The organism is Sphingomonas qilianensis (assembly GCF_039614825.1).
Classification (GTDB): Bacteria; Pseudomonadota; Alphaproteobacteria; order Sphingomonadales; family Sphingomonadaceae; genus Sphingomonas; species Sphingomonas qilianensis.
In genome coordinates this window covers 892203-913777 of record NZ_JBDIMF010000001.1, presented here as the reverse complement: position 1 = coordinate 913777, position 21575 = coordinate 892203, and the positions used below count along the sequence as shown (strand labels likewise).

The 21575-nt window shown below is 64.3% G+C and carries 21 protein-coding genes and 2 tRNA genes; 8 read left to right on the top strand and 15 right to left on the bottom strand.

The features are described 5' to 3' along the window. The first annotated feature begins 47 nt into the window (after positions 1-47). Complete coding sequence (locus ABC969_RS04415; protein ID WP_345863233.1) at positions 48-920, top strand: metal-dependent hydrolase; 873 nt, start codon at positions 48-50, stop codon at positions 918-920. Positions 921-962: 42 nt separating this feature from the next. On the opposite strand, the gene ABC969_RS04410 is transcribed toward ABC969_RS04415, so the two are convergent. The 3 genes from ABC969_RS04410 to rplU form a co-directional block, all read right to left on the bottom strand. Then, a complete protein-coding gene (locus tag ABC969_RS04410) occupies positions 963-1505 on the bottom strand; it encodes a GNAT family N-acetyltransferase (RefSeq protein ID WP_345863232.1) in 543 nt (180 codons plus the stop codon). A 166-nt stretch (positions 1506-1671) separates the two neighbouring features. After that, positions 1672-1944, bottom strand: coding sequence for a 50S ribosomal protein L27 (gene rpmA, locus ABC969_RS04405; RefSeq protein ID WP_261292437.1), 273 nt, complete (start codon positions 1942-1944; stop codon positions 1672-1674). 13 nt (positions 1945-1957) lie between these two features. Then, complete coding sequence (gene rplU / locus ABC969_RS04400) at positions 1958-2329, bottom strand: 50S ribosomal protein L21 (RefSeq protein WP_345863228.1); 372 nt, start codon at positions 2327-2329, stop codon at positions 1958-1960. Positions 2330-2892: 563 nt separating this feature from the next. On the opposite strand from rplU, the gene ABC969_RS04395 reads away from it, so the two are divergent. Beyond that, the gene (locus ABC969_RS04395; RefSeq protein WP_345863226.1) at positions 2893-5589 is read left to right on the top strand and encodes a TonB-dependent receptor plug domain-containing protein; all 2697 of its coding nucleotides are present in this window, start codon (positions 2893-2895) and stop codon (positions 5587-5589) included. A gap of 141 nt (positions 5590-5730) precedes the next feature. On the opposite strand, the gene hspQ is transcribed toward ABC969_RS04395, so the two are convergent. Further along, positions 5731-6111 (bottom strand): heat shock protein HspQ, encoded by a 381-nt coding sequence (gene hspQ / locus ABC969_RS04390; protein WP_345863225.1) that lies wholly within the window; start codon positions 6109-6111, stop codon positions 5731-5733. Between the two features lie 122 nt (positions 6112-6233). Here hspQ and ABC969_RS04385 point away from each other — a divergent pair. Both ABC969_RS04385 and ABC969_RS04380 read left to right on the top strand, forming a co-directional pair. After that, positions 6234-6323, top strand: a tRNA-Ser gene (locus tag ABC969_RS04385). A gap of 39 nt (positions 6324-6362) precedes the next feature. Next, entirely contained in the window at positions 6363-6692 is a 330-nt protein-coding gene (locus tag ABC969_RS04380; RefSeq protein WP_345863223.1) for a DUF6481 family protein, read from the top strand. A 44-nt stretch (positions 6693-6736) separates the two neighbouring features. Here ABC969_RS04380 and ABC969_RS04375 read toward each other — a convergent pair whose 3' ends face one another. The 3 genes from ABC969_RS04375 to ABC969_RS04365 all read right to left on the bottom strand — a co-directional run bounded on the left by ABC969_RS04375 (position 6737) and on the right by ABC969_RS04365 (position 10232). Next, positions 6737-8791 carry an NAD(+) synthase gene (locus ABC969_RS04375; RefSeq protein WP_345863221.1) on the bottom strand — a complete coding sequence of 685 codons (2055 nt, stop codon included), beginning with the start codon at positions 8789-8791 and terminating at the stop codon, positions 6737-6739. 44 nt (positions 8792-8835) lie between these two features. Next, positions 8836-10134, bottom strand: a complete 1299-nt coding sequence (locus tag ABC969_RS04370; RefSeq protein WP_345863219.1) for a M20/M25/M40 family metallo-hydrolase — start codon at positions 10132-10134, stop codon at positions 8836-8838. Positions 10135-10155: 21 nt separating this feature from the next. Beyond that, positions 10156-10232: transfer RNA gene (locus ABC969_RS04365), tRNA-Arg, on the bottom strand. Between the two features lie 59 nt (positions 10233-10291). Between ABC969_RS04365 and ABC969_RS04360 the strand changes: the two genes are divergently transcribed. Further along, entirely contained in the window at positions 10292-11044 is a 753-nt protein-coding gene (locus ABC969_RS04360) for a queuosine precursor transporter (RefSeq protein ID WP_345863218.1), read from the top strand. Here ABC969_RS04360 and purQ read toward each other — a convergent pair. The 5 genes from purQ to ABC969_RS04335 form a co-directional block, all read right to left on the bottom strand. After that, positions 11041-11709 carry a phosphoribosylformylglycinamidine synthase subunit PurQ gene (purQ, locus tag ABC969_RS04355; protein ID WP_345863216.1) on the bottom strand — a complete coding sequence of 223 codons (669 nt, stop codon included), beginning with the start codon at positions 11707-11709 and terminating at the stop codon, positions 11041-11043. The genes ABC969_RS04360 and purQ overlap by 4 nt on opposite strands. After that, positions 11706-11936, bottom strand: coding sequence for a phosphoribosylformylglycinamidine synthase subunit PurS (gene purS / locus ABC969_RS04350; RefSeq protein ID WP_345863214.1), 231 nt, complete (start codon positions 11934-11936; stop codon positions 11706-11708). Before purS ends, purQ begins: the two co-directional genes overlap by 4 nt. A gap of 24 nt (positions 11937-11960) precedes the next feature. Next, complete coding sequence (gene purC / locus ABC969_RS04345) at positions 11961-12740, bottom strand: phosphoribosylaminoimidazolesuccinocarboxamide synthase (RefSeq protein WP_345863213.1); 780 nt, start codon at positions 12738-12740, stop codon at positions 11961-11963. A gap of 131 nt (positions 12741-12871) precedes the next feature. After that, on the bottom strand, positions 12872-13789 hold the full coding sequence (locus ABC969_RS04340) for an alpha/beta fold hydrolase (RefSeq protein WP_345863212.1): 918 nt from the start codon (positions 13787-13789) through the stop codon (positions 12872-12874). A gap of 167 nt (positions 13790-13956) precedes the next feature. Continuing rightward, positions 13957-14124, bottom strand: a complete 168-nt coding sequence (locus ABC969_RS04335; protein WP_345863211.1) for a hypothetical protein — start codon at positions 14122-14124, stop codon at positions 13957-13959. A gap of 112 nt (positions 14125-14236) precedes the next feature. Between ABC969_RS04335 and ABC969_RS04330 the strand changes: the two genes are divergently transcribed. The 3 genes from ABC969_RS04330 to ABC969_RS04320 all read left to right on the top strand — a co-directional run bounded on the left by ABC969_RS04330 (position 14237) and on the right by ABC969_RS04320 (position 19317). Next, a complete protein-coding gene (locus tag ABC969_RS04330; protein WP_345863209.1) occupies positions 14237-15154 on the top strand; it encodes a LysR substrate-binding domain-containing protein in 918 nt (305 codons plus the stop codon). Between the two features lie 9 nt (positions 15155-15163). After that, the gene (gene parC, locus ABC969_RS04325) at positions 15164-17419 is read left to right on the top strand and encodes a DNA topoisomerase IV subunit A (protein WP_345863207.1); all 2256 of its coding nucleotides are present in this window, start codon (positions 15164-15166) and stop codon (positions 17417-17419) included. A gap of 107 nt (positions 17420-17526) precedes the next feature. Continuing rightward, a complete protein-coding gene (locus tag ABC969_RS04320) occupies positions 17527-19317 on the top strand; it encodes a putative bifunctional diguanylate cyclase/phosphodiesterase (RefSeq protein ID WP_345863206.1) in 1791 nt (596 codons plus the stop codon). Here the strand turns inward: ABC969_RS04320 and ABC969_RS04315 are convergent. From ABC969_RS04315 to ABC969_RS04305, 3 genes are read right to left on the bottom strand one after another with little or no spacing between them, the layout of a single operon-like run. Then, positions 19212-20417 carry a CCA tRNA nucleotidyltransferase gene (locus ABC969_RS04315; RefSeq protein ID WP_345863205.1) on the bottom strand — a complete coding sequence of 402 codons (1206 nt, stop codon included), beginning with the start codon at positions 20415-20417 and terminating at the stop codon, positions 19212-19214. The genes ABC969_RS04320 and ABC969_RS04315 overlap by 106 nt on opposite strands. Then, positions 20405-21004, bottom strand: a complete 600-nt coding sequence (locus ABC969_RS04310) for a CoA pyrophosphatase (protein ID WP_345863204.1) — start codon at positions 21002-21004, stop codon at positions 20405-20407. The genes ABC969_RS04315 and ABC969_RS04310 overlap by 13 nt, the downstream gene beginning before the upstream one ends. After that, positions 21001-21561 carry a DUF1285 domain-containing protein gene (locus tag ABC969_RS04305; protein ID WP_345863202.1) on the bottom strand — a complete coding sequence of 187 codons (561 nt, stop codon included), beginning with the start codon at positions 21559-21561 and terminating at the stop codon, positions 21001-21003. The genes ABC969_RS04310 and ABC969_RS04305 overlap by 4 nt, the downstream gene beginning before the upstream one ends. Positions 21562-21575: the final 14 nt, after the last annotated feature.

The following is a 21575-nucleotide window of genomic DNA, read 5'->3' as shown; positions in this document are numbered from 1 at the left end:
AGTTTGGTGCAACGGTCACTTTAGTCTCTTTCTGTTCCGAGGTTTTCATGCCGAAAGCAACAACTCCGGCCGATCTCACGATCACGCCGCGCGATCTGCGCTTTGGCCGCGGCACGCAGATGCGCCGTTGGTGGCTCAACGACGATCCTTATGCGACCGCCTTTTACAACGCCTTGTCCGTCACCTTCCCCAAGGGCGAAGGCTATTTCGTCGATAGCGTGCGCGCGTTTCGCGAGGGCACGCCGCCGCAATTGCGCGCCGAGATCCAGGCGTTCATCAAGCAGGAAGTGATCCACACGCGCGAGCATGTCGCGTTCAACCGCCATGTCACCGATCAGGGTTATGACACGACGTTGCTCGAACGCGATGTCGATAAGGCGCTGGCGCTGACCAAGGGGCGCCCGCCGATCGCCAGCCTGGCGGCGACGATGGCGCTCGAGCATTTTACCGCGATGCTGGCGCACCAGCTGATCGCCGATCCCCAGCATCTGGCGGGCGGCGATGCGCAGGCCGCGGCCTTGTGGCGCTGGCATGCCGCTGAGGAAATCGAGCATAAGGGCGTCGCGTATGACACGTGGCTGCACGCGACCAAGGATTGGAGCCGCTGGCAGCGCTGGAAGGTCAAATCGATCGTGATGATCGCCACGACGATCAAATTCTTTCAGGGCCGTCGCCGCGGGATGCTCGACTTGCTGCGGCAGGACGGGATTACCGGTGCCAGGGCATGGGCCGGGCTGGCGCGCTACGCGTTCGGCAATCCCGGCATGGCGCGCAAGATCCTGGGCGCGTGGATCGCCTTCTTCCTGCCCGGCTTCCACCCGTGGAATCATGATGATCGCGCGCTGATCGCGCTGGCGGAAAGCGATTACGCCGCCGCGGTGCTGCCCGAGGCGCAACGCCAGAGCGCGGTGGCGGCCTAGTCCGCGCAAGCCCCCGGCATGTGAGGGGCTTGCGCGCCATGATCACGCGGCCAGCCGTTGCTCACACGGTCGGTCCTCGTCCAGATCGAGCGCCATCTTCACGCACGGCACATGGTGGCCCCGCGCGCGGCAATAGTGCTGCTCGATCCGCCCCGTCGGCTTGAACCCCAGCTTGGCCAGCACGCGGCCGGACGCCGGATTGTCGATATGATGCCCCGCGTTCAGCCGCTTCAGCCCCAGCGCGTGGCGCGCGATCTGCACCGCCTGCCGGCCCGCTTCCGTGGCATAGCCCTGGCCCCAGGCCTCGGGCGTCAGCCAATAGCCGAGCTCGTGCGCATCGCCATCGGCGTGCACGCCGATGCAGCCGATGATCCTGGTCGTATCCTCCGGCACTGTGATCAGCATTATCGCGTCCTTGTCCGGGCGCGGCCGTGACAAGAAATCCAGTGCGTCCTCGGCCGTGTAGGGCCATGGCGCTTGCGATATTTTGGTCACTACGCTTTCATGCCCGATGGCCTTCGCCAGCGCGGCCGCATCTTCGGGCCAGCCAGGCCTGAGCGTCAATCTCTTGGTACGAGCGAACATCTTACTCTCCTCGTGTGCGGTCGCCCAACCACATCCTCATGACGGGCCGGCGACAGGGCAGGGGAGGGAGCAAAAAAAAGGGAGCCGGGGTGACCCGTCTCCCTTGTTCGGACCGCTTGCGCGGACCCGGGTCACCCTGGTGGGCAACCCGGCTGGTTACCCGATGTTATTCCGCGGCAATCGCCACTGGCATGTCGACCGAGCAGAATTTACGGCCGAGCTTGCCTTCCTTAAAGGTCACGCGGCCTTCGGTCAGCGCGAACAAGGTGTGATCCTTGCCCATGCCGACATTGGTGCCGGGATAGAATTTGGTGCCGCGCTGACGCACGAGAATGTTGCCCGGGACGACCGATTCGCCACCGAACTTTTTCACGCCAAGGCGACGACCGGCCGAATCGCGACCGTTGCGCGAAGAGCCGCCTGCTTTCTTATGTGCCATCTCGAACTACTCCTTACGCCTGAGCGGCCGGGGCTTCAGCGCCCGTCGCATCGGTGGTCGGCTTGTCAGCCTTCTTTTCTGCTTTGTGATCACCGATCGCGGTGATGCGCAGGATCGTGTGCTGCTGGCGATGGCCGTTCTTGCGGCGATAATTCTGCCGGCGACGCTTCTTGAAGACGACGATCTTGTCGGCCTTCGCCTGCGCGATGATCTCGGCGGAGACCAGCAGCCCCTCAACCGACTTGAGCTCAGCGCCCTCCCCGGCGAGCAACACATCGCTCAACGAGATCGACGAACCTGCTTCACCATCGAGTTTCTCGACGACGATCTTGTCTCCGGCGGCGACGCGATATTGCTTGCCGCCCGTGCGCACGACTGCGAACATGGCCTACATCACTTTCAAAATAACTATACCCCACGTCGAGCAAGCCCGACGCGGGAAAGAAGCGCCAGCTAAGTCAGGGTGGCGTCGCTGTCAACCGATTCACGCGGCGCCAAGCGCAGGAAAGCGTTGCCGATCTGCCATAGTAGGCAGTGAAAGCGGCCGCCTCGGACATTTTTTAGCCGGGTAGGGCAACATCATGTTGCAATATAGATGTTATTGTGGCGTCTTATCCGTGGGCAGTCGGCCGTAATAATGAAGAACAATGAGTAAGGGGGAAAATCCGCAGACAGTGATGTGTTCGGAACGAGTAAGACCAAATGGTCCCGATGCGCAATAGCGCACGGATTATGCGGGCGTCACCGTGAATCCCCATTTTATCTGATCTACCGTGATGCGAACTATCGCGGGCGGTGCTCAGAGCAGGATGAACACGGTCCGTAATGTATATGCAGGTGGAGCAAAGCCGTCGTGTAACTAACCCCTCCAGGCAGGGTGGTGCACGGTCATAACGGGCCGCTGTTCGCGGATTCATGAGCTTTTCTCATTTGGGGGTACTCATCATCATGCAGAACTCATTGATTTCGATCTTCGCGCTGGCCGTAGCCAACCTTAGCGTCGCGCCAGCATTTGCCGATACCATCCCGGCGGAGCCCAACTCGGTGGCGCAGCAGTCTGGCGGCAACGCTGACGAAGCCGAGGAGCAGGATAGCAGCGAGGTTATCGTCATCGGGACGCGCCGCACCGATCGCACGCTGACCAATTCTCCCTCCCCGGTCGATGTGATCAGTTCCGCCGAGCTGACCTCGCAGCCCGCCGCCAATATGATGGACGCGCTGAAGAATATCGTGCCGTCGTTCTTCGTCGGGCAAAACTCGATCTCCGACGCCTCGACCTTCGTGCGCTCGCCCTCGTTGCGCGGCCTGTCGGGTGACCAGGTGCTGGTGATGCTCAACGGCAAGCGGTACAACCGCTCCGCGCTGGTGCAGGTCTATGGCGGCAGCGACACGGGGCTTGGTCGAGGGGCGCAGGGGCCGGATATCTCGGCTATTCCATCGCTGGCGATCGGCAGCCTGCAGGTGTTGCGCGAAGGCGCGACGGCGCAATATGGCTCCGATGCGATTGCCGGCGTGCTCAATTACGGGCTGCGCGAGGATCAGGGGATCGAGATTGTCGGCCGCGCCGGGCAATATTATGAAGGTGACGGCGAGAGCTATCAGATCGCCGGCAATGCCGGGCTTAAGAGCGATTTCGGCTTCATCAATGTTACGGCCGAATATGTCGACGAAGGGCAGACCAGCCGCGGCAAGACGCGGCCATCAGCCGCCAATTTTGCCGCCAACTTCCCCGCGCTTGCACCCGATCTGCCCAATTATCCCCTACCAGTGCAGATTTGGGGCAATTCCCCGTCGCATGGCTACAAGGGCGTGGTGAATGCTGCGCTCAACGTTACCGCTGACAGCAAAATCTATTTCTTCGGCAATTATGCCAAGAACAAAGGCAATCAGAGCTTCAATTATCGCGCCTCAGTGTCCAGCACTGCGGTCGATTCTACGGGCGTGGTGCGCAATCAGGGCGCCAACGGCGCGTTTAACAATATCTTCTATATGACGCCATGCCCGGCCGGCAACGCGACCTGCCCGGCGGGGGGCTTTGTCCAGGATGGCAATATTTTTCGTTTCCGCCAGCTTTATCCCGCTGGCTTTACGCCGCGCTTCGTGGGGGAGACCGAGCAGCTCTATGGTGTTCTCGGGTATAAGGGCACGGCCGGTGATTTCAGCTACGACGTGTCGGGCACGCTGGCGCGCAACAAGCTGACGCTGTCGATGTATGATTCGGCCAATTTTTCCTATGGCCCAGCGACGCAAACCAGCTTCGAATTTGGCGATCTGATCCAGAAGGAAATGAACTTCAACGCCGATTTCACTTATGCAGCGGATGTCGGCTTGGCCGCGCCGCTGACCATCTCGGCGGGGGGCGAATTCCGCAAGGAAACCTACGAACAGACGGCGGGCGATGAGCAATCCTACGGCGCCGGCCCCTATGCCATCGCGCAACGGCTTTACACGCAAACCGCGCCGGGGGTGTATACCTTTACCGGCACCACGGCGGCGCAGGGCGTGGGGGCGAGCGGCTATGCCGGCACCAGCCCGGCCACTGCGGGCAAGTTCAGCCAGGAAAACTATGGCGCCTATATCGGTCTCGAAACTGATCTGACCGAGGCGCTGACGGTTGGCGCGGCCGGGCGCTACGAGCATTACAATACGTTTGGCGACGCCTGGGTCGGCAAGGTCAACGCACTCTACAAGCTGGCCGATGCCTTTTCGATCCGTGGCAGCTTCGGCACCGGCTTCCACGCGCCGTCACCGGGGCAAGCGAACGTGTCGATCGTGACGACCTCGTTCAACAACGGCGTCGCCTTCCAGAGCGGTACGTATCCGACCAACAATCCGGTCGCGCAATATTATGGCGCCACCACGCTCAAGCCCGAAAAATCGACCAACTACGGCTTGGGCTTCATCCTCGAGCCGATCCCCGCCATGACCATCACCGTCGATGGATATCAGATCAGCCTGCGGGATCGCATCGGCCTGACCTCGCCGTTTATTGTGACGGCGGCGGATCTGGCGGCGCAACCGGCGCTGCTGCCGGTCGGCGTCGATGGCCAGGTGCAGTATTTCACCAACGGCTTCCGCACGCGCACACGCGGCGTGGACGTCGTGGCGACCTATCGTGCCACGGTTAGCGATGCTCAGCTCAATTTCTCGCTGGCGTATAATTACAACAAAACCAGGGTCACGGAGTTTGATTCGCGTGTGATCAACTTGGCTCAACGGATCGATGCCGAGAATTTGGCACCGAACCATCGCGCCGTATTCAATGTGGGTTGGACGCTGGGTGATCTCAGCTTTAACGTGCGCGAAAACTACTACAGCTCGTGGACGGGCGCGCAGGATTACGGCGTGACCGTTACGAAGGCAGCGACGGCGACCACGCCGGAGGAAGGTTATGCGAACCAGAAGTTCGGCAGCAAATTCGTCACCGATCTCGAACTGAGCTACACCTTCGCGGAGCATTTCACACTGGCGATCGGCGCGCAGAACTTCACTGACGAAAAACCCGATCGGCTGAAGGCGACATCGACGGTGCAGCTTTATCCGCTCACTGGGGGCGCGGCCGATGGGCAGGTTTATGCGCGGAATGGCGGGCCGTTCGGTTTCAACGGCGGCTTCTATTACACGCGGTTGCGCATCAAATATTGAGCCTAGGCATCCAGGGGACGTTGCGGCGCCCCCGGATCGACCGGAGAATGCGGTGCCGGGCGTATGTCCGAACTGCGGCACCCGGGCGCAAGTCCGGGGCCACGTTTAGGAAATGTGGCGCTTACGTGCGCCGCAACGCGCTCAGTGGCGGTGCTGCGGCCGCAGCGTGTAACGGCCATCGGCATAGTCGCTGAACAGCCCGCGGATCGCGGGATGATCGACCGGCTCGTCGCTATCGTCCGGGATCAGATTCTGCTGGCTGACATAGGCGATATAGCTCGATTCCATATTTTCGGCGAGCAGGTGATAGAAGGGCTGGTCCTTCTTGGGCCGGATATCCTCGGGGATCGCATCATACCATTCGTCGCTATTGGCGAAGATCGGGTCGATATCGAAAATCACCCCGCGAAAATCGAACATGCGATGGCGCACGATTTCGCCGATGCCGAAGCGGGCATGGGCGATCGGGGGCAGCGCGATCTCGGAATTGGCAGGCGTCATGGGAATGTGGGAACGGGACATGGGTCTAATCTAATGTCCTTTTCGCAGCGCACAAGCTGAAGGGTTGCCACGCCCCGGATAGTCCATTAGACGCCCGCCTTCATCGACCGATGTCGCCCGTTCGGCAGCATCAAAGACCTCGCGGAGAGGTGGCAGAGTGGTCGAATGTACCGCACTCGAAATGCGGCGTGCCCTCGCGGGTACCGTGGGTTCGAATCCCACCCTCTCCGCCACATTCTGAACGATCAGTGCCCGAAAGGCCCCGACACCACATGGCGTACAAGGAACCGACCTTCCAGGATCGCGCAGCGCTCGCTGCCCAGGCCAAGCAAAAGGCGCTGGAGAAGCTGAAGGCCAAGCCGCAGATCGATCCGGAGGTTGCCGCCGCCCGCGCTGCCGCGCGCCAGGCGCGCGAAGCCAAGGAAATCCAGCGCCGCGCCGAAAAGGCCCAGGCGATCGAACAGGCCCGGCTTGATAAAATCGCCAAGGCCGAAGCCGAGCTGGCTGCGATCGAAGCCGAAAAGCAGCGCCTGATCGATGCCGACATTGCCGCCAAGGCGGCTCGCGATGCGCGCTATGCGGCGCGCAAGGCCAAACGCTAAGCTCTGACCGTCACCCCGGACCAAGTCCGGGGTGGGGACGAGTGTTACGGCACGTTGCGCGCCAGCTCCTCCAGAAACACCGTCGCGGTGCCATCCGAGGGCGCACGCCAGTCGCCGCGCGGCGATAGCGCGCCGCCCGCCGAGACCTTGGGGCCGTTGGGCAGCGCCGAACGCTTGAACTGGCTGGTGACGAAAAAGCGCACGAGAAACTTTTCCAGCCAGAATTTGATCGTCGCCAGATCATAAGCGGCATGCGCTTCGCGCGGGAAATGATCCGGCCAGCGCCCCGCATCGGCGTCGTGCCAGGCATGCCAGGCAAGAAACGCGATCTTGGACGGGGCTAGCCCGTGGCGAATCGTGTAATGCAGGAAAAAGTCGTTGAGCGCATACGGCCCGATCCGCGCCTCGGTGCTTTGCAGCGCGCCATCCGCACCGGCGGGCACCAGTTCGGGCGAGATTTCGGTGCCGAGAATCGCCTCCAGCACATCATCGGTATGGCGGTCGAACTGATCGGTCTTGATGCACCAGCGGATAAGGAACTGGATCAGCGTCTTGGGCACGCCGGCATTGACGGCGTAATGGCTCATCTGGTCGCCGACGCCATAGGTGCACCAGCCAAGCCCCAGCTCGGAAAGATCGCCCGTGCCGATCACCAGCCCGCCGCGCTGATTGGCCAGGCGGAACAGGTAATCGGTGCGTAAGCCGGCCTGCACATTCTCGAACGTCACGTCATATTGCGGCGCGCCGTCCGCAAACGGGTGGTCCATGTCGCCCAGCATCTGCCGCGCGGCGGGGCGGATGTCGATTTCCGCGCCGGTGACGCCCAGCGCGCGCATGAGCGTCCACGCATTGTGCTTGGTGTCTTCGCCCGTGGCGAAACCGGGCATGGTGAAGCCGAGAATATCCGTGCGCGGGCGGCCGAGGCGGTCCATCACCTTTGCCGCGACGATCAGCGCGTGGGTCGAATCGAGCCCGCCCGAAACGCCGATCACCAGCCGCTCGGCGCGGGCCGCGACGAAGCGCTTGAGCAGCCCCTCGACCTGGATGTTGAACGCTTCGTAGCAATCCGCGTCGAGCTTTTCGGGCGTGTTGGGCACGAACGGGAAGCGCCGGATGTCGCGCAACAAGCCGATGTCGCCCAGCGCCGGCTGATGCGTGAAAGCGACGCGACGGAAGCTTCCTTCAGGGTGGCCCGAAAGGCGCGCGGCATCGCCGAACGTGCCGTTGCGCATCCGCTCCTGCGCGATGCGCTCGCCATCCATATCGGCGAGCAGGATTTCCGGGTGATGATCGAAGCGCGCCGATTCGGCGATCAGCTCGCCCAGTTCATGGATCGAGCCCTGGCCGTCCCAGGCCAGATCGGTGGTGCTTTCCCCCGGCCCGGCGGCTGAATACACATAGGCGCATAGCGCGCGCGCGCTTTGCGCCGCCGAGAGCATCATACGCTCGCGTGATTTGCCGATCGTCGCGTTGGAGGCGGAAAGGTTGCAGCAGATCAGCGCCCCGGCCAGCGCCCCCATCGTCGATGGCGGGGTGGGCGCCCAATAATCCTCGCAAATCTCGGCATGGAAAACGAAATGCGGCAGATCGTCCGCCGCGAAGATCAGATCGGTGCCGAACGGGACGGTCTGCCCCGCCAGCGTGATATCGCACGGGCCGGTGATCCCGGCGCCGCTGGCGAACCAGCGTTTCTCATAATATTCGCGGTAATTGGGCAGGAACGTCTTGGGCACGACGCCCAGGATGCGGCCGCGCGCGATGACGACGCAGCAATTGTAGAGCCGGCCATTGCGGGGGAGGGCGGCACCCACCAGAAGGACGGGGCGCAAGCCGGCGCTGGCCGCCACCACGTCCGCGATCGCCGCTTGCGTGGCCTGCTGCTGCGCGGTCTGCAGATGCAGATCGTCAATCGCGTACGAGGTGAGGTTGAGCTCCGGGAAGACGAGCAGATCGGCGCCGCGCGCATGCCCCTGCTCGGCCAGCGTAATGGTCGATGCCGCGTTGGCGGCGCAATCGCCCACGCTGGCCGCCGGCGTGCACGCGCCGACGCGGATCAGCCCGTGGCTGTGGATCGAATGAAACGGATGCGATTGGGCCATAAGCCCGATGTAGCGATGCGCCGCGCGAGCGGCAAACGCTCACGCTAGCCGCCGTTGCCCAGCCGCGTCATCAGGATCGCCGCGCGCTTTGCCTGGCGGCGCATGCTCGCCAGATCGACCGTCTCGCCCGGTGCGTGATCGCCTTCGCTTGCCGGGCCAAGCCCGATCAGGCCGTCGACGTCATTGGCAACAAAGGAAATGTCGCCCGCGCCGCGGCGCAGCGGATCGAGCGGCGGCATTGCTGCCAGGCCCAGATCCTTGTTCACCCCGTTGAGTTTGTCGAGCAGCGCGCGATTCCCCGGTGTCGGCGCCATCGCGGGATAGCCGCCTGGTTCGAACACGATCTCGGCGCCGGTGCCCGGCGCATGGCGCGCGACGATCGCGGTCATCTTCGCCTTCACCCGCGCGGTTTGATCCTCCGATAGCGTGCGGAAATCGCCGCGCGCGATCGCGGTGGAGGGGATGATGTTGCTCTTGCCGCTCGCGCTGGCGCGCACGCCATCGGCATCCAGCGTGGCGGTCGCGCCGCCGGCCACGATCCCGGTGTTGAAGGTGAGGTTCGGCTCGGGCAACTCGCTGCGAAACGCCGCCAGGATGCGCGCCAGCTCGTTGATCGCGCCGTCGCCATAGATATCGTTGAAGATCAGCGAAGAGTGGCCGGTCTTGCCCTGAGTCTTGAGCGTCCAGCTGTTCGACGAGCGTCGTGCGATCGATCCCATGTCCTGCCCGTTCTCGACAAACAGTCCCTCGAAATCGAGCGCCACGTCCGCGCGCTTGCCCGCCGCGATCAGATCGGCGCGCGCCAGCGCGATCGGATCGCCCGAATCCTCTTCGTCCCCCGTCAGCACGATCTCGATGCTCGCCGCGTCCAGCGTGCCGGCCGCGTGCATCGCGCGCAGCGCGGCGATCATCACCACCATGCCGCCCTTGTCGTCCCCGACGCCCGGCCCCTCGGCCCGCTCGCCCGTCCGCACGAACCTCTGAAACGGCGAATCCTGTTCGAACACCGTATCGAGATGCCCGACCAGCAACAGCCGCTTCGCCCCCGCCTTGCCGGCGCGGGTAGCGATCAGATGCCCGGCGCGCTTGGTCGCGGTCATCGGCGCCCAGCGGACGGCAAAGCCCAGCGGCTCGAGCTCGGCGCGCATCATCCGGCCGACCGCCGCGACGCCGGCCAGGTTCATCGATCCCGAATTCTGATCGACCAGTTTCTGCAGCAACGCGACCGATCGCTCATATTCGGCATCGACCGTCGCGGTCATCCGCGCCTCAGGTGGGGTCAGCCTGGCGTGCAGCGGCGTGGCCACCGCCATGCTCGCGACAAGAAACAGCGGCAATCTCATCCAGCGCCCCCTAACGATCCTTGGCGCGCCCGGAGGGAGTCGAACCCCCGACCGAGGAGGTAGAAGCTCCTTGCTCTATCCAACTGAGCTACGGGCGCGCACGGCATCCGAATAGCGCGGATTGCGCGGCGGCGAAACCGGCATCATAAACGACGCAATGAGCCAGGGGGAATTGCAGCATCAGCCAGCGCCCGTCGCCGCCAGCGCTATCGCTGCGCGCCACCTGCGCTATTTCGATTTCGTCATGGCGGCGTTCGTCGCCATCCTGTTGCTGTCCAACGTGATCGGTGCAGGCAAGGTGGCGGTAATCCATCTGCCGGGGATCGGGGACTGGCCGTTCGGTGCGGGCATCCTGTTCTTCCCCCTGTCCTATGTCATCGGCGACGTGCTGACCGAGGTGTATGGCTATGCCCGCGCGCGGCGCGTAATCTGGGCCGGGTTCGTCGCGGTCGCCTTCATGGCATTCATGTCCTGGGTGGTGGTGGCGCTGCCGCCGGCGCCGGATTGGACCAACCAGGCGGCGTATGAAACGGTGTTCGGGCAAGTGCCGCGCATCGTATTCGCCTCGATGATCGCCTTTTGGGCGGGCGAATTCGTCAATTCGTACATTCTCGCGCGGATGAAGCTGTGGAGCGGCGGCAAGCATCTGTGGATGCGCACGATCGGCTCGACGATCGGCGGGCAGGGCATCGACAGCCTGATCTTCTATCCGTTGGCCTTCTGGGGCGCGGCGGGCTGGACCAACGATCTGGTGCTCACCGTGCTGGTCACGCAATGGGCGCTGAAGGTCGGCTGGGAAGTGTTGCTGACCCCGGTGACCTACCTGGTGGTCGGCTTCCTCAAGCGCCGCGAGGGGCTCGACGTGTTCGACCAAGGCACCGATTTCACGCCGTTCCGCGCGCAGGTCTAGGCACCGACCATCTCCAGGAGACCCTCGAACAGCCGTCGGCCATCGTCGCCACCATGCGCCGCTTCGATGCGGCGTTCGGGGTGCGGCATCATGCCCAGCACATTGCCTTGCGCGTTGAGCAGCCCGGCAATGTCGCGCGACGATCCGTTGACGCGCTCGGCGTAGCGGAAGGCGACGCGGCCTTCGCCCTCCAGCCGGTCGAGCGTGGCATCGTCGGCGAAATAATTGCCGTCGTGATGCGCGACGGGAACGGTGATCGTTTCGCCCGCATCATAGCCGCTGGTGAACAGGCTCTGCGCGTTGTCGACGGTCAGCGACACATTGCGGCAGACGAAATCGATCCCGGCATTGCGCATCAACGCGCCCGGCAGCAGCCCCGCCTCGGTCAGCACCTGGAAACCGTTGCACACGCCCAGCACGGGCACACCGCTCTGGGCGGCATCGCTTACCGCGCGCATGATCGGCGAGCGCGCCGCCATCGCGCCCGAGCGCAGATAGTCGCCATACGAAAAGCCGCCGGGAACCGCGATCAGATCGAGCCCGTCGGGCAACTCGCTGTCACCGTGCCACACCATCGTCGGCGCGGTGCCATGCACGTCGCGGATCGCCACGGCCAGATCCCGGTCGCAGTTGGAGCCGGGAAACACGATGACCGCGGCCTTCATGCGCGCTCGACCCGGTAATTTTCGATCACCGTGTTGGCGAGCAGCTTGCGGCACATCTCGTCGATCGTCGCCTCGCTCGTAGCGTCGGCCACGTCGAGCTCGATCAGCTTGCCCTGGCGCACATCCTGCACGCCGGCAAAGCCGAGGCTATCAAGCGCCTTGTGGATCGCCTTGCCCTGCGGGTCGAGCACGCCGGGCTTCAGCGTCACGATGATGCGGAGTTTCATATGTCTTCCTTCAAGCCCGGGGGCTTACTTGGCCTTGTTCTTGCGATGCGTCTCAAGATCGAGCACGGCATTGTCCGCGCCTTCGGGCAGCAGCCCGAGGCGGCGGGCGACTTCCTGATACGCCTCGACCTCGCCGCCCAGATCCTGGCGGAAACGGTCCTTGTCGAGCTTCTCGTTGCTCTGCATGTCCCACAGGCGGCAGCCATCCGGGCTGATCTCGTCGGCCAGGATCACACGGGCGTAATCGTTATCCCACAGCCGGCCGAATTCGAGCTTGAAATCGACCAGGCGGATGCCGACCGCGGCGAACATGCCGCACAGGAAATCGTTCACGCGAATCGCCAGATCGGCGATGTCGTGCATCTCTTCCTGGCTCGCCCAACCAAACGCGGCGATATGCTCGTCGGTGATCATCGGATCGCCGAGCGCGTCGTCCTTGTAATAATATTCGATGATCGTGCGTGGGAGCTGCGTGCCTTCCTCGATCCCAAGCCGCTTGGTCAGCGAGCCGGCGGCCACGTTGCGGATCACCACTTCGATCGGGATGATCTCGACCTGGCGGATCAACTGCTCGCGCATGTTGAGGCGGCGGATGAAGTGCGTCGGCACGCCGATCAGCCCGAGCAGCGTGAAGACATGCTCGCTGATGCGGTTGTTGAGCACGCCCTTGCCGCTGATCGTGCCCTTCTTCTGGGCGTTGAATGCGGTGGCATCGTCCTTGAAGTACTGGATCAACGTGCCGGGTTCGGGACCCTCATACAGGATCTTGGCCTTGCCTTCGTAGATCTGGCGGCGGCGGGCCATATGGCATTACCCTTCGACAAGAGCGCCCCGCACCCACGGGAGTCGCGGGCCGGGGCGGGAATGAGCGCGCCTATATAGAATGCATGGCGGCGGCGCAATTATGCGTCGCGGGCTTTCGTTGCTGGCGCCGTTTAGTGGTGGCGTTGGGCAAGCGCGGCGGCGAGCAATTGCCTGGTCTTGGCCCAGGCGGCGGTGTCTGGCGTGACGAGCTCGACATGGCCGGTTTGCGGCACCACGTGCAGCGCGATGCTGTCGCCGGCCTTTTGGGCCTGCGCAACATAGCCGGTGGCGAGGCGCATTGGGATGATGCGATCTTCCTGCCCGTTGACCAGATCCTGGCGCATTCCCAGCGGGAGCAGGCGAGGGACCGAGGTGTCGCGGTAGATGTCGGGGCGTCCCGGCGTTGGTTTTCCCAGCAGCGCGCCCACGACTTCGGTGCCGCAGCCATTGTCCGGGCTGGCGGCGGTAGCTTCGAGATCGGGCAGGCCGCCCAGGCTGATGACATGCGCGATCCTGAGCGGGCGCGCGGTGTGGAGCGGGCTGTCTGCGGGCAGCTTGGAGCGCGCCGCGAGCCACAACGCAAGGTGGCCGCCGGCGCTATGACCGATGGCGACGACGTGCTGGGTGTCGAGGCCGTACTGCCGTGCGTGATCGCGCAGCGTATCGGCTGCTTTGGCGGCGTCCTGGAAGGTGCCGGGATAACCGCCGCCGGTGCGATCGACGCCGCGATAATCGATATTCCACACCGCATAGCCCGCCTTGCGCAGATCGTCGGCGACCCAGTTCATCAGGCTGCGATCGGCGATGCTGGTGGTCCAGCAGCCGCCATGCACCATCAGCACGGTGGGGAAGCGCTTGCCTGTGGGGCGCGGGCCGGCGGGGAGCCACAGATCGACCTTTTGCAGGTGATCGTCACCGTAGGAGATCGTTGCATCGGGCGCGGGCTTGGCTCGGCTGGCGAGATCGTCCCAGGTCAGGAGTTTGGGGGTGTCGGCGGCGGTCACCGCCGGAGTGAGCGCGACCAGCGCGAGAATGGCAAGACGGAACATGATCGGGGCTTAGCGGGCGGGGGCGAGGCAGGCGAGAGGGTTGCCGCAGGAAACCGTTGCGTTTCGTCACCCCAGCGAAGGCTGGGGTCTCATGCGGCTATGCTCCGCTTATGCCGCTTGAGATCCCAACGTGCGCTGGGATGACGATGGGTTGCACCGGCGCATGGTCAATGCGCGCCCCTTCGGCCTCGGCGTTCTTTCTTCCAAGGCGCATAGAATTGGCGCGCCTGAAGGCGCTTGAAGCCAAAGATGATCCTCTTTACCAGCTTATGGATATCGCGACTCACCAGATGATGATGGTCCGCCCAATCGGAAGTCAGGAAATCGTCGCGCATCTGTCGGCTCCTGCATCATATGCTAATGACGACTTGGATTGTGGCGGCTTATATTTCGTGCAGCCAACAAATCGTTCGACACGGGCGACAAGCCAGGCTTATCAATTCGCCGATGCGTCACCTGCCGCCCCTCTCTGCCGTCCGCGTGTTCGAGGCGGCCGCGCGGCACGAGAATTTCACCAGCGCAGCGGCCGAACTCGGCATGACGCAGGCGGCGGTGAGTTATCAGATCAAGTCGCTCGAGCAGCGTCTCGGAGCGCCGTTGTTTCGCCGCGAAAAGAAACGCGTGGTGTTGACGGATGCGGGGCGTCGCGCCGGGGCGCAGGTATCCCACGCGTTCGACGGGCTGGATGCTGCTTTTGCTGGAATTCGCGCGGAGGGTTCGGCGCTTCTCACCGTGTCGACTTCGACAACCTTCGCCAACACCTGGTTTGCCTGGCGCCTGGGCAGTTTCCAGATGGCGCATCCGGACATGGCGGTGCGGCTGCACACCAGCGATGCGGTGACCGACTTTGCCGCCGACGATGTGGATTGTGCGGTGCGATCGGGATTGGGCGTGTGGCCGGGGCTGATCAGCGAACGGCTCGTGCCGATCGATTTTACGCCGATGTGCAGCCCGCAATTTCTCGCGCGTCACGGCGGAGGGCTGACGCCGGACGACGTGCATCATCTTCCGGTGATCGGGCCGGAAGATCCGTGGTGGCCGGTCTGGCTGGCGGGCGCGGGCAGCACGCCACCGGGGCCGCCCCGGCGCGGCGTGCGGCTCGATTCGCAGGCGCTGGAGGGCAATGCGGCGATCGCCGGGCAGGGCATCGCGCTGCTCACGCCGTTCTTCTGGCGCAATGATCTGGAGTCCGGCCGGCTGGTGCGGCCGTTCGCGCATGTCGCGACGCAGGGGTTTGCCTACTGGCTGGTCTATCCCGAGCATCGCCGGCTGGTGCCCAAGATCCGCCAGTTCCGCGATTGGCTGTTGCGCGAGATTGCCGGCGATTTTGCCGACACCATGGCGCGGACCGAACCGCGCTGCTAATCGAACCTCATGCCCGCTGACGTAAAAGACCCCGGAGATCCCTTCAACGCCATCGTCGATGCGCCGTTCGATAGTGCGCTCAGCGATCGGTATCTGGTCTACGCGCTGTCCACGATTACGGCGCGATCGCTGCCCGATGTGCGCGACGGGCTGAAGCCGGTGCACCGCCGCCTGCTCTGGGCGATGCGGTTGCTCAAGCTCGATCCGAGCCAGGGCTACAAGAAATGCGCGCGCGTCGTGGGCGACGTGATCGGCAAATATCATCCGCATGGCGACCAGTCGGTGTATGACGCGATGGTGCGGCTCGCGCAGGATTTCGCGATGCGCTACCCGCTCGTCGACGGGCAGGGCAATTTCGGCAATATCGACGGCGATAACGCCGCGGCGTATCGCTACACCGAGGCGCGGCTGACACAGGTCGCCATCGACATGATGGAAGGGCTCGACGAAAATGCCGTCGATTACCGCCCGACCTATAACAATGAAGACGAAGAGCCGGAATTGCTGCCGGGCCTGTTCCCTAATCTGCTCGCGAACGGCGCGGCGGGGATCGCCGTCGGCATGGCGACGAGCATTCCGCCGCACAACGCCGCCGAATTGTTCGATGCGGCGATCCTGCTGATCGACCAGCCCGATGCCAGCGATGCGCAGGTGCTGGAGCTTGTGCAGGGGCCGGATTTCCCGACCGGCGGGTTGGTGGTCGATGCGCCGGCGGCGATTGCGGAGGCCTATGCCACCGGACGCGGCGGTTTCCGCGTGCGGGCGCGCTGGTCGATCGAGAAGGAAAAGGGCGGCGGCTGGAATGCCATCGTCACGGAGATTCCGTACGGCATCCAGAAAGGCAAGTTGATCGAGCAGATCGCCGGGCTGATCAACGACAAGAAATTGCCGATTCTCGCCGACGTGCGGGATGAATCCGACGCGGTGATCCGCATCGTGATCGAGCCGCGCAGCCGCACGGTCGATCCCGACATGCTGATGGAGAGCCTGTTCCGCCTCTCCGATCTGGAAAACCGCGTCAGCCTGAACCTCAACGTGCTCGACAAGACGCGCACGCCGCGCGTGATGAGCTTGCGGGAGGCATTACAGGGCTGGGTCGAGCACCAGTTCGTGGTGCTGCAGCGGCGCTCGCAGCACCGGCTCGACAAGATCGCCGATCGCGTCGAGCTGCTCGATGGCTATCTCATCGCTTATCTCAATCTCGATCGCGTGATCGAGATTATCCGCACCGAGGACGAGCCCAAGCCGATCATGATCGCAGAATTCGGGCTGACCGATCGCCAGGCCGAGGCGATCCTCGACATGCGGCTGCGTCGGTTGCGCAAGCTGGAAGAGATGCAGATCCGCAAGGAGCGCGACGGGCTGGAGACGGAACGCAGCGGGTTAGAACTGCTGCTCGGCAGCGAGGCGCGGCAGCGCACGCGGCTCAAGCGCGACATGGGCAAGTTGCGCGAACGCTATGGCCCGGAAACGCCGCTCGGCAAACGGCGCACGACAATCGCCGAGGCGGCGCCCTCGCGCGAGATACCGATGGAGCTGATGATCGAGCGCGAGCCGATCACGGTGATCCTGTCCGAGCGCGGCTGGATCCGCGCGATGAAGGGGCATGCCGACGAGGCAACACTGGCAGCGCTGAAATTCAAGGAAGGCGACGGACCGATGTTCGCCTTCAATGCGCAGACGACGGACAAGCTGTTGCTCGCCGCCGAAAATGGCCGGTTCTTCACGCTCGGCGCGGACAAATTGCCCGGCGGGCGTGGCTTTGGCGAACCGGTGCGGCTGATGATCGATCTGGGTGGCGATGTCGGCATCGTCGCGCTGCTGCCGGCCAGCAGGGCAAAGAAATTGCTCGTCGCGGCGAGCGACGGGCGCGGATTCATCGTGCAGACGACGGATACCATCGCCGAAACGCGCAAGGGCAAGACGCTGGTGACGCCGCGGATCGGGGCGAAGCTCAAGCTCGTCAAGCCGGTCGACCCGGCGGCCGATTATGTCGCAGCGATCGGCGACAATCGGCGACTGCTGGTATTTCCGATCACCGAACTCGCCGAACTTTCCAAAGGGCAGGGGGTGCAGTTGCAGCGCTACGGCGATGGCGGGCTGTCCGACGCAGTGACGTTCGTGTTCGCGAGCGGACTGAGCTGGACGATGGGGGGGGATACGGGGCGAACGCGGACCGAGACGGACCTCTCGCCATGGCGTGCCGCCCGCGGCGCGGCGGGGCGGATGCCGCCCACCGGGTTCCCGCGCGACAACAAATTCTGATGGCGCTGCTCGTACGAGACCTGAGCACCGCCGGGGGCACTGTTACGGAGCCGAAATGAGCGTTGGTTTCAGCGTACGTTAACGATCTTGCGCTAGCCCCGCAGAACATGGCGCAAGCGAAGCCCCTACCGCGGTTCGGCACAACATCGACGGCGATCGTCGACGAGCGGCTCATTGCGGCTCCCGATCTTGCCGTCGCCTCGTCCGCGATCAGTTTGTTGCCGATCCCCGCCGCGTTGGTGATCGCGGGGCATGGCACGCTGCTGCTGGGCGCGTGCAACCTTCTCTTCCAGCAGGCGGGATTGGGGATGACGGGCGGCTCGTCGCCTTTCCTGCGCCAGATGCAGGCGGATATTCTCGGCTATCTCAACAGCGATGCGCTGACGGCGGAATTCAGCTGGCAATTCGGCGAAATCGTCGACTGCCGGCATTACCGCGTAACCCTGGCGCGGATCGTGCGCGGCGAGGGGCAGCGCTGCCTGGTGACGTTGCTCGATCAAACGGCGGAATTGCGCACTGAACATAATCTGCGGCGCGAAATGCTCACCGACAGTCTTACCGGGCTGCCCAATCGGGCCGGCTTTTCGGACCGGCTGGAAACGATGCTGGAAAATGCACAGGAACGTGGCGGTTATGCGGTCATGGTGCTCGATCTCGATCGCTTCAGCCGCGTCAATGCCTGTTTGGGCGCGATGGCCGGCGATGAACTGCTGATCACGGTCGCGCGCCGGCTCAAGGGCGCGATTCGCGGTAATGATATCCTTGCCCGGACGGGGGGCGACGAATTCGGCATCCTGCTCGCGCTTGAGGATGGGCCGAGCGACGCGGATCGCGTGGCCGCGCGTATCGAAGCTGCGTTGGCGGCACCGTTCCGCCTGTCCGATTACGAGATCACGATTTGCTGCTCGATCGGGATCGCCTTTGGTTCATCCGATGTCGACAATGCCGAGGATCTGATCCGGCACGCGCAGTTCACCGTGCGGCGCTCGAAGGTCAGCGGCAAGGCCGAAGCGTATCAGTTTCAGGCATTTGACATGGCGCGCGAGCAGTTCGGCATGGAAACCGGCCTGCGCCGCGCGATCGAGAATGGTGATATGCGCCTGACCTATCAGCCGATCTGCGATCTGGCGACGGGGCGTATCGTCGCGTTCGAATCGCTCGCCCGGTGGACCGACAAGGCAGGGCAGGTGCATGCCCCGGACGCATTCATTCCCGTGGCCGAGGAATCGGGATTGATCGTCCCGCTCGGCCGTTGGGCGATCGCCGAAGCGGCACGCACCTTAGCCGCGTGGGACGCGCGCAGCGGCGGCGACTGCGGCGCGAAGTTTGCCGTCAACCTGTCGGCGATCCAGCTGCAGCGTGATAATATCCCGGTGCTGATCGAGCGCGCGCTGGCAACCTTTGGGCTGGATGGCCGCCGGCTGTCACTGGAGCTCACGGAAAGCGCGCTGGTGAGCGACCCCGATCGCATTGCCGGGATCATGCACGCGCTAAAGGCGCTGGGCACGACGATCGCAATGGACGATTTCGGCACGGGCTATTCGAACCTCGCTTATCTGCAGAAGCTTCCCATCGACGTGCTCAAGATCGATCGCAGCTTTATCACCGGCATGCTGGTCGACCGCGACAAGATCGCGATCGTGCGGGCGATCCTCAGCTTGTCACAGGCATTGGGGATGCAGACCACCGCGGAGGGGATCGAGACGCGGGAATTGTCTCAAACGCTGGCCGCCCTGGGCTGCACCTACGGGCAGGGCTATGTTTATGCCCGGCCGCTGGAGGCGGACGCGGCTTATGCGTTTCTCGCGGCCAGCCAGTCGGCGGTCGCGGCATCGGCGAGCGCGGCGACACGTGTCGCATCGGGAAAGTTTTCGGCGATCCACGATCCCTCGATCTGACGCAGGATCCGCGCCACATCCGGGCCCTTGTCGATGCCCCGCGCCACCAGCTGACCGCCGCTGAGCGGGAATGTCGGCGGCGTCCAGCCGCTGAGCATCGCCAATTGATCGATCGGGCGATCCGACAGCAATAGCCGATCGGTGGCGTGCGCGATGCCGAGGCGATAGCCGATCGCGGCGGGGCCTTCGGGGCCGATGCCGGTCGCGCCGCTGATCAGCCGGCGGCGAGCGAGCGTCGACAGCCGCAAGCGCGCGCCGACATTCTCGGCAATGGCCGTATCGCACGGCAACAGCGCGGCGAGCCGCCGGATCGGATCGGGCGCAATGCCCGATGCCGCTTCGCGCGCCGCCACATGCGCCAGGCGGGTGACGCCGGTAGCGTCGATTTCGGGCAGGACGGGGGCGAGCACAGCGTGGTCGACCATCAGCGTGATAACGCGCACGGCGTGCGGCGCGACGAGCAGCTTGAGCAGCTCGGCGGCAATGCGCTCGCGGGATAACGCCATCAGATCATTGGCGCGATCGACGCAGGCGGCAAGCCCGGCGGGATCGGGGGTGTCGCCGAAGCGGGCATGAAAACGGAAGAAGCGCAGGATGCGGAGGTGATCTTCGGCGATGCGCTGTAGCGGATCGCCGATAAAGCGTACGCGCGCGGCAGCGAGGTCGTCGAGCCCGCCGAAATAATCAAAAACTTCGCCGCTGAGTGGATCGGCATAGAGCGCGTTGATGGTGAAATCGCGCCGTGCGGCATCTTCGCGCCAGTCGTCGGTAAAGGCGACCACGGCATGGCGCCCATCGGTTGAGACGTCCCGGCGCAAGGTGGTAACCTCGACCGGGCCGGACGGCAGCACTGCGGTGATCGTGCCGTGCGCCAGGCCGGTGGGGACGACTTTAATCCCGGCGCGCTTCAGCGCGAAGATCGCATCTTCGGGCGCGTGGCTGGTGGCGAGATCGATGTCTGCGGCATCGATGCCGAGCAACGTATCGCGCACGATGCCGCCGACATAGCGCACCATTCCCTGCGCGGCGCCGAGCGCCTCGATCAGCGCGGCCAGACCGTCGCGCTCCCGCAGCGTCTCCGCCGGGATCACCCGGTCCATCGCAGCCGCCGCGATAGATTGACGATCATCGCCGCAGTGGCGCCCCAAATGCGATGTCTGTCCCACAAAATCTCGTAATAATGCCGCTGGCGGCCCTGCCATTCGACGGTTGCTTCAAGATGGTTGGCCGAATCAAGCATGAAATCGAGCGGGACCTCGAACAGGTCGGCGACTTCCGTGGGGTTGAGCACCAGCGGCAGATCGGGCGGCACCACACCGATCACTGGCGTCACCTCGAATCCGGTGATCGTACGATAGCGATCCGCCGTGCCGATGACGCGCACCGCAGCGCGCGGCAGCGCGATCTCCTCTTCGGCTTCGCGCAACGCCGCCGCCACGGCATCGGCATCGTCCGCATCGATGCGCCCGCCGGGAAAGGCGACCTGCCCGGCATGCTTGCGCATGGCATCGTTGCGGCGCGTGAGCAGCACGCCGGGCGCGGCGCGATCGGTCACCGCGATCAGCACCGCGGCCGGCGTGGTGGCGATCATCAGATCGGCAGCATCGTGGTGATCGCCCGTCAGCAAGTTGGTGTCGCGGTGCTGCCCGGCGGCGAGCGCGCGCGCCAGCCGGTGGTCCAGCGTCATGCCATGATCGGAAAGAACGCGCCGTTGCTCCATACGCCGGGGGCCGCATCGTCCCCCGCCAGTGCCAGCGCGACGAGTTCGTAATAGACCGGCCGCACGACCAGCGCCTCGAGCCCGCCCCGCACGCGCAGATAGGGGCGCGGGCCATCCTCACCCTGCGCGAAGCGCAGCGCATGATCGGCGTCGGCAGCGACCAGATCGCCGGTGTTGAGCCGGAAGGCGAGGCGCATGGCCGATCCTTCGCCCTCCACCTTCAGCTCCACCGCCTGGAATGGCGCATCCTCAACCTCGATATCGAGCTTCTCGACCGGGGTGACGAGGACGTAACCGCCATCGGGCTCGCGGCGCAGGATGGTGGAAAACAAACGCACCATTGCCGGTCGGCCGATCGGTGACCCTTGGTGAAACCAGGTGCCATCGCGCGCGATGCGCATCTCGCTATCGCCGCAATGCTCCGGGTGCCATTGATCGACCGGGGGAAGCTTGTGCTCCTCGGCCAGCCGGGCGATCTCGGCGAGCGACAGCGAGGACAGATCGGGCGGCGGCGGCATGGGCATGACGCCGGGTTAGG